General features: G+C 68.1%; 9 protein-coding genes and 1 pseudogene. 6 read left to right on the plus strand and 4 right to left on the minus strand.

What is annotated here, in order from left to right; all coding sequences use genetic code 11:
* From ACWDY5_RS41235 to ACWDY5_RS41245, 3 genes and pseudogenes are all read left to right on the plus strand, one after another.
* A pseudogene (locus ACWDY5_RS41235) lies at window positions 1-185 on the plus strand (hypothetical protein); the annotation flags it as partial.
* Window positions 186-235: 50 nt separating this feature from the next.
* Window positions 236-664: a DUF4279 domain-containing protein gene (locus ACWDY5_RS41240; RefSeq protein ID WP_449727567.1), complete on the plus strand. Its 429-nt coding sequence runs from the start codon at window positions 236-238 to the stop codon at window positions 662-664.
* A gap of 214 nt (window positions 665-878) precedes the next feature.
* On the plus strand, window positions 879-1,040 hold the full coding sequence (locus ACWDY5_RS41245; protein WP_252486815.1) for a hypothetical protein: 162 nt from the start codon (window positions 879-881) through the stop codon (window positions 1,038-1,040).
* A 60-nt stretch (window positions 1,041-1,100) separates the two neighbouring features.
* On the opposite strand, the gene ACWDY5_RS41250 is transcribed toward ACWDY5_RS41245, so the two are convergent.
* The gene (locus ACWDY5_RS41250; RefSeq protein ID WP_449727574.1) at window positions 1,101-1,460 is read right to left on the minus strand and encodes a winged helix-turn-helix transcriptional regulator; all 360 of its coding nucleotides are present in this window, start codon (window positions 1,458-1,460) and stop codon (window positions 1,101-1,103) included.
* A 71-nt stretch (window positions 1,461-1,531) separates the two neighbouring features.
* Between ACWDY5_RS41250 and ACWDY5_RS41255 the strand changes: the two genes are divergently transcribed.
* Window positions 1,532-2,161 (plus strand): NADPH-dependent F420 reductase, encoded by a 630-nt coding sequence (locus ACWDY5_RS41255; RefSeq protein ID WP_449727568.1) that lies wholly within the window; start codon window positions 1,532-1,534, stop codon window positions 2,159-2,161.
* A gap of 516 nt (window positions 2,162-2,677) precedes the next feature.
* On the opposite strand, the gene ACWDY5_RS41260 is transcribed toward ACWDY5_RS41255, so the two are convergent.
* Window positions 2,678-3,325: a 5' nucleotidase, NT5C type gene (locus tag ACWDY5_RS41260; protein WP_449727569.1), complete on the minus strand. Its 648-nt coding sequence runs from the start codon at window positions 3,323-3,325 to the stop codon at window positions 2,678-2,680.
* A 256-nt stretch (window positions 3,326-3,581) separates the two neighbouring features.
* Between ACWDY5_RS41260 and ACWDY5_RS41265 the strand changes: the two genes are divergently transcribed.
* Window positions 3,582-4,334, plus strand: coding sequence for an SIR2 family NAD-dependent protein deacylase (locus tag ACWDY5_RS41265; protein ID WP_449727570.1), 753 nt, complete (start codon window positions 3,582-3,584; stop codon window positions 4,332-4,334).
* A gap of 81 nt (window positions 4,335-4,415) precedes the next feature.
* Here ACWDY5_RS41265 and glnA read toward each other — a convergent pair whose 3' ends face one another.
* Window positions 4,416-5,840, minus strand: a complete 1,425-nt coding sequence (glnA, locus tag ACWDY5_RS41270) for a type I glutamate--ammonia ligase (RefSeq protein ID WP_449727571.1) — start codon at window positions 5,838-5,840, stop codon at window positions 4,416-4,418.
* Window positions 5,841-6,056: 216 nt separating this feature from the next.
* Here glnA and ACWDY5_RS41275 point away from each other — a divergent pair, with 216 nt between their 5' ends.
* Window positions 6,057-6,509 (plus strand): RDD family protein, encoded by a 453-nt coding sequence (locus ACWDY5_RS41275; protein ID WP_449727572.1) that lies wholly within the window; start codon window positions 6,057-6,059, stop codon window positions 6,507-6,509.
* 7 nt (window positions 6,510-6,516) lie between these two features.
* Here the strand turns inward: ACWDY5_RS41275 and ACWDY5_RS41280 are convergent, their stop codons facing one another.
* Window positions 6,517-7,260 carry a DUF4191 domain-containing protein gene (locus ACWDY5_RS41280; protein WP_449727573.1) on the minus strand — a complete coding sequence of 248 codons (744 nt, stop codon included), beginning with the start codon at window positions 7,258-7,260 and terminating at the stop codon, window positions 6,517-6,519.
* Window positions 7,261-7,500: the final 240 nt, after the last annotated feature.

Raw genomic sequence — 7,500 nt, forward strand, 5'->3', positions numbered from 1 at the left:
CCCGGTTCGCCGCCGACGTGGCCGCGGCCGAGCCGAGCGCGCCGGTCCGGCGGGAGCCGCCGCCGCACTGGCGGAACTTCCCCGGCGGGATCAGCCAGGGCGCGGCGCTGCAGCACGTCTACGAGGAGCTGGCCCAGCACCACGGCCAGCTCGAGGTCACCAGGGATGCCCTGCTCGGCGGTTGAGCGCGCCCGCTGGTCTGCCAGGATGAAGGCTCCGTCCCGAGGAGTTGAGAGTGGCCATCTCCCGCGCCAGCGCGTCCCTGCGACTGTTCAGCACCAAGGCGGCCGCAGCCGCGGTCACCGAGGCCCTTGACCTGGAGCCGACCACCTCGGCCGAGCGCGGTGAGCCGATCGGCAAGAGCATCTCGACCCCTCGGGAGCAGTCCATGTGGCTGCTGGAGAGCGAGGCCGAGCCCGAGGAGCCGCTCTCGGCGCACCTGGAGTGGCTGCTGGCGGAGCTGGACGGCAAGCTGGGCACGCTCGCCGGGCTGGCCGGGGACTACGAGGTCGACGTGTGGTGCACGGTGGAGGCCACCAACGGCCAGGGCCAGCTCACCTTCGCCCCGGAGCTGACCGCCCGGCTGGCCGGCCTGCCCTGCCCGTTTTCGGTCGACCTGTACCTCTCCGACGCCGAGGACGACGAGCAAGAGGACGAATTCTGAAGATCTTGTCCAGACATCTGGAGCAACTCCAGTAGGTCGGACGGACCCCTGTCTTTCGGCCAAAAGTGCTGGTCAACTGCGTGTTCACGATCACATTCCGACTCTTCGGAAACGATTCCGAAACTCTCCGCTACCCAAGATTCGCCTGATGGGGTGACGCGGAGCGGCCTAGCCTCGTGGGCAGTTGGTTAGTACCCGGCTGGAGGAGGACGTAATGGTCGAGCAGAACGGGCAGTCGCCACGGGCCGCCGGTGACCAGGCCACTCGCACATCGCCGGTGCACCGTGCCCCCTCGCCCATGCTGTTGGCCGAGGCCGCGCGCGCCCGCAAGGAACGGGCACAGGCGGAGGCCCAGCGCCGGGAGCACCAGTCCTGACCCGCTGACTCAAGGAGTCCCAGGGCCGGGCGGCGACACGCTGCCCGGCCCTCGGTCTGTCTAACCGCTGAGCTGCTCAAAGTTCTCCTGCGCCGCCATGACCTCGTCGCCGTGCTGGTACGCCCACGCGCCGAACGCCTCGATCGGCCCCAGCAGGCTGCGGCCCAGCTCGGTCAGCCGGTACTCCACCCGCGGCGGCGCCTCGCGGTAGCTGTCCCTGGCGATGAGGCCGTTGTAGGCGAGCCGGTGCAGGGTTTCGGTGAGCACCTTGGTGCGGATGCCGCCGATGTCCCGGCGCAGCTGCACCGGCCGCCGCGGCCCGTGCCGCAGCGCCCACAGCACCACCGGGTTCCAGGTGTTGGCCATCAGGTCGAAGGCCAGCCGCGCCCGGCAGTCGGCCAGGTAGTCCCGCTCCGCCATGAACACCGCCCCAGCCTGCCCGAGCCGTCGCACACCGTTCGGTGCCCATCGCCTTTCCTACCGTTCCGGCAGTGGAACTCCAACCGGAAGGCAACACGATGCGCATCGGCATTCTCGGCGCGGGCGGCATGGCTGACGCCCTCGGCACCCAGTGGGCCCGCCACGGCCATGACCTGATGATCGCCACCCGCACCAACCCAGCCCCGCTGGCCACCCGCCTGGGCGCCCGCACCGGCGACTACGCCGAGGCCGCCGCCTTCGGCGAGGTCCTGCTGCTGGCCGTGCCGTCCACCGCGGCCCTGGACGTGCTGACCGCGGCCAACCTCCCACCGGGCCGCACCGTGATCGACTGCACCAACCCGGTCGGCCCAGACTGGACCCTCACCACCGATGGCGCCTCCCTGGCCGAACAGCTCGCCACCACCGGCGCCCACGTGGTGAAGGCCTTCAACCTGTGCCACGTCGACATCTGGCGAATGACACCGCCGGCCTTCGCCGCCCGCCCGATCCTGGTCCCCCTGTGCGGCGACCACCCCGAGTCCCTGGACCAGACCGGGAGCCTGGTCCGGGACCTGGGCTGCACGCCGGTGGTGGCCGGCCCACTGTCCAGGGCCGCCCTGCTGGAGGCCACGGCCGCCTTCGCCATCGGCCTGTGGATGAACGGCGCGGACGCCCAGGCCATGCTGCCGCCACTGGGCTGAGGCGGTCAGTCCCAGTGGTTGAAGGTCAGCTCGCCGACGGTCGCTGGTCGCCAGTGGCTGATCTGCTTGTGCTCGTGGACGATCAGCTGGCTGAGGTCCACTGTGGACAGTGGTGTGTCCAGCTCCCGCCACGGTGCAGACGCGGAAGTCCGACCAGGCGGTCAGGGTTGCCGCCCAGCGCGGTTCGTCGCGGAAGACCGGTGGTGCGCCGGGGTTCTCGGGTGGTTCGGCGAAGGCGAGCAGGCGAATCGCGTTGTGGCACAACAGGTCGAGGCGGTGCTGGCCCTCGCGGATCCGGGCGGTGGTGTAGTTCGGCGTCACGTAGGGGAGGAGGAACTCCTCGACGTGGGCGCCAAACTCGCGCGCCACCGCCTCGCAGAGGGTGCGGAACTCGGCGGGGTCCGGTGCGGGGGTGGTGACGTTGAAGCTGGTGGAGCCGTGCGGGAGACGCATGGCGCCAGTCTGCGGTTAACCGACCGGTGCGGCAGCCGGTTTCCAGCTACGCGAGCAGGCGCGTCAACTTTGGTGACAGCACGAGCAGGCCGGAGTGTGACCGGGCGCTAGTGGTTTCTGGAGGTTGTTGAGCGCTCGCCAGTTGTAGTAGCGCTCCCGGACAATCTTCTCGGCCTCAGCCCATTTGTCAGCGCGAAGGGCCGGTGTGAGATCTCTGTTCGTCGAGTTCGTGAACGCGATGACTTCCCGACCTTTCCGTTCCAGGCAGCGGATATTTTCGGGTGCGTCCTCAATGTAGATATCAGCGTCGACAAGCGCCTTATCTTTCATAAAGCATAGGTCCCAGTATGGGATTCCGTGATTGTCCAGCCATTCGATCGTCTGCGTTACCGCTGTCTTGTGGAAGTGCCTGATGAACAGGCGATGCGTGATGATCCTGATACGGACGCCCTCGGTACTGAGCCTCCGAAGGGACTGAGAGGCTCCATCGATGAGCTTGACGTGCTGAAAGAGTCCGCGCTGCGTGACCGCGAACCGGTGCAGGCGCTCGTACTCGTCTGGTGGAAGATCCCACTCGGGTAATCCGTAGTGCACATCCGGTGTCAAGGTGTCGATGTCGACTCCTCGCCACTCTGCCATGACCTCCCGAATCTTTCCGTAGAAGTCCGCGCAGACACCGTCCAAGTCGACGCCGAAAACGAAGTCGTTCATAACGAACTCCCCGGTGGTTGACGTCGGATTGCGCTGGCTTGCGCGTCACGGCGTTTTCGTGAGGTGAGCATTACCTCCGCCTTCTGTTGCTCGGCGTTAGCCGCCTATGCAACTGTTCACCCGTATGGCCCAGTGGTGGAGTGAAGTTTCGGTTGCGGGTTGGCCGACTTATCGCCGTCGGTAGCTGGGTCGAGGCAGCAAGTGATCGCGACAAATGAATCGTGCAGCTGTCGGCAGCTGACTAGGGTCGGTCGCCATGAGCGAGTTGCGACCGGACTGGGCGCGCGGGGTGCGCCGGATCGCCGTGCTGACCGGCGCGGGCATCTCCACCGACTCCGGTATCCCCGACTACCGCGGCCCCGACGGCATCTGGACCCGCGACCCCAAGCTCGCCAACCTGTTCACCCTGGACAACTTCCTCACCGACCAGGACATCCGCCACCGCTTCTGGCAGCGCTACCTGGACCACCCGGCCTGGCGCGCCCAACCCAACCCAGCCCACCAGGCCCTCGCCGACCTGGCGGGCGGCCCCGCCGTCCGAGTCCTGACCCAGAACATCGACGGCCTGCACCAGCGCGCCGGGGTACCCGCCCGCAAGGTGCTCGAACTGCACGGCAGCATGCACCAGACCGTCTGTTGTGGTTGCGCCGCAACGACTCCCACTCCCGAGGTGCTGGACCGGGTCCGCGCGGGCGAGATTGATCCGTCCTGTGTGGACTGTGGCGGAATCCTGAAGCTGGCGGTGATCCTGTTCGGGCAGCAGCTGGACGGCGAGGTCATCGGCAAGGCCCGCGCGGTGGCGGCGGCGAGCGAGGTGTTCCTGGCGGTGGGCAGCTCGCTGCAGGTCGAGCCGGCGGCCTCGTTGTGCGCGGTGGCGGTGCGCGGCGGCGCGAAGCTGGTGGTGGTGAACGCGGCGCCGACGCCGTATGACGAACACGCGGTCGAGGTGATCCGGGAGCCGATCGGGGAGGTGCTGCCCGAGCTCTGCCGGGCGCTGCTGGCCGGGTAGCCGTCGGCGGCGACAACAAGCCGAGGGCCGGGCGGTCTTGGTGACCGGCCCGGCCCTCGGCCGTTTTTCAGCTACTGCGGATCACACGTCGTAGTAGAGCGCGAACTCGTACGGGTGCGGGCGGAGGCGGATCGGGTCGATCTCGTTCTCGCGCTTGTAGGAGATCCAGGTCTCGATGACGTCTGGGGTGAACACGCCGCCCTCGAGGAGGAAGTCGTGGTCGCGCTCCAGGTTGTCCAGGACCTCGCCCAGGGAGCTGGGGACCTGGGGGACGTTCTTGGCTTCCTCGGGGGGGAGCTCGTAGAGGTCCTTGTCGATCGGGGCCGGGGGCTCGATCTTGTTCTTGATGCCGTCCAGGCCGGCCATCAGCATGGCGGCGAAGGCCAGGTACGGGTTGCCGGAGGAGTCCGGGCAGCGGAACTCGACGCGCTTGGCCTTGGGGTTGTTGCCGGTGATCGGGATGCGGATGCACGCCGAGCGGTTGCGGGAGCTGTAGACCAGGTTCACCGGGGCCTCGTAGCCCGGCACCAGGCGGTGGTAGGAGTTCACCGTCGGGTTGGTGAAGGCCAGCAGGCTGGGCGCGTGGTGCAGCAGGCCGCCGATGTAGTGCCGTGCGGTGTCGGACAGGCCGCCGTAGCCGGACTCGTCGTGGAAGAGCGGGGCGCCTTCCTTCCACAGCGACTGGTGGGCGTGCATGCCCGAACCGTTGTCACCGTAGAGCGGCTTCGGCATGAAGGTGGCGGTCTTGCCGTTGGCCCACGCGGTGTTCTTGACGATGTACTTGAACAGCTGCAGGTCGTCCGCGGCGTGCAGCAGGGTGTTGAACTTGTAGTTGATCTCGGCCTGGCCCGCGGTGCCGACCTCGTGGTGGGCGCGCTCGACGGTGAAGCCGGAGTCGATCAGGTTCAGCGTGATCTTGTCGCGCAGGTCGGCGAAGTGGTCGGTCGGGGAGACCGGGAAGTAGCCGCCCTTGAACTTGACCTTGTAGCCCTTGTTGCCGCCCTCTTCGTCGGCGCCGGTGTTCCACCAGCCCGCGACCGAGTCGACCTCGTGGAAGGAGGCGTTCTCCCGGTTCTCGAAGCGCACCGAGTCGAAGAGGTAGAACTCCGCCTCCGGCCCGAAGAAGCAGGTGTCGGCGATGCCGGACTCGGTGATGTACTGCTCGGCCTTGCGCGCGATGTTGCGCGGGTCGCGGCTGTACGGCTCCCGGGTCAGCGGGTCGTGCACGAAGAAGTTGATGATGAGGGTCTTCTCGATCCGGAACGGGTCGAGCCGCGCGGTGGCCACATCGGGCAGCAGCAGCATGTCGGACTCGTGGATCGACTGGAAACCGCGCACCGAGGAGCCGTCGAAGGCGAGGCCCTCCTCGAACGTGTCGCGCTCGAACGAGGCGGCAGGCACGGTGAAGTGCTGCATGATGCCGGGCAGGTCGCAGAACCGCACGTCAATGAACTTCACGCCGTTGTCGGCGATGAAGCTCAGGACCTCGTCGGGATTGGTGAACACCCTCGTTGGCTCCTTCGTTGTTGTGCCGGCAGGGCCGGCGTCTTCGCACGCCGTCAGGACAACCGGCGCAGAGCCGGCCCTGTTGCGAGTGACCGTATGACCATGGTGTTGCTCGGTCATCACCCGAGTGTTTCACCGGTGTTAACGACGCCCCATCTCGGGGAACGGCACCACCTGGTCGGGGCAACCACATCAGCCCGGCCTACCCTTGACACCGTGAGCAGGTGGACGGGTTCGTGGTTGTCAGGACCGGGCGCGGCGCGGGAGGGTGATCCGGCCGAAGAGCCTGGTTACCGAGGGGAGCGGCTCGGGCTGCCGGAGTCCGGGCTGGGTTCGGTGGCCGGGACCGGGCGCCGGTTCCTGGCGCTGCTCATCGACTGGGTGCCGTGCGCGGCGGTCGGCAACTTCCTCACCACCAACCCGGCGGTGTCCACGATCGCGCTGTTCGCGTTGCTGACCGTGGTCAGCCTGGCCCTCTTCGGCCGCACCCCCGGGCACTGGGTGGCCGGGATCAAACCGGCCTCGCTGACCGGGGAGCGGCTGTCCTTCGGGCACTCGGTGCTGCGCACCCTGCTGCTGTGCCTGGTGATCCCGCCGCTGGTGATGGATGTGGACGGACGTGGCCTGCACGACCACGTCGCCCGCACCGTCGTCACGATCGCGCGTTAGCGCCGGATCACCGGCGGCGGATGGTGCGCTGCACGTTGCGCATCTTCGCGCCCTGCGGCAGCGGACCCTTGGGCAGCGCGGCGCCCCTGCTGGCCAGCGCGGCCAGTCGCTTCTCGATGACGTCCATCTGCGCCACGGTGATGTTGCGCGGCAGCTTGGACAGGTGGGTCTGCAGGCGGCGCAGCGGGACCTGCTTCTCGTCCTCGTCGTTGCCGACGATGACGTCGTAGATCGGGGTGTCGCCGATCAGCCTGCCGATGCGCTTCTTCTCCTGCGCGAGCAGCGGCTTCACCCGGTGCGGCACACCCTCGCCGACCAGCACCACACCCGGGCGGCCGAGCACCCGGTGCACCGCGTCCAGCTGGGTGGTGCCCGCGACCGCCTGGGTCACCCGCCACTTGCCGCGCAGGTTGTCCAGCGCCCATGCCGCCGCGCCGGGCTGGCCGTCGGCCTTGGAGTACACGTTGCGCTGCACGCGGCGGCCGAAGATGCTCACCGCGAGCAACGCGCCGATGGCGATGCCCAGCGGCAGCACCACCCACGGGTAGCCGATGAGCCAGCCGATCCCGAACACCACGCCCGTGCTGCCCAGCACCGCCAGGATCATCAGCGGCAACAGCCACTTGTCCTCACGGCGCTGCATCTTGAACGCTTCGAAGATCTGCTTACGGCGTGCCTTGGACGCGGCACGACGCTCGCGGCTTGCTTCCTTGGCAGCCGCCTTGTCCAGCTTGGGGGGCTTCGGGGCCATGGTCCCAGGATACGGCCGTGGCCCCGGCTCACCTATTCGGGCGGGTGAAGCCCGAGCAGCACGGCCCGACTTGTTGCGAAAGAGGCGTGGCGCGCCAGCGACACGGCGGGCTCTTGACTTGGCGGTGGGGTTGATTTTTCGCGTCAGTGCTGCCCTGGGTGGAGGCCAAGGGCGGCGCGTTCCGGGTCAACCGGCGGCTGAGCTACACCGTCGGCGACGGCCGGGTCACCTTCACCTCGG

The sequence above is a fragment of the Crossiella sp. NPDC003009 genome (assembly GCF_053591555.1).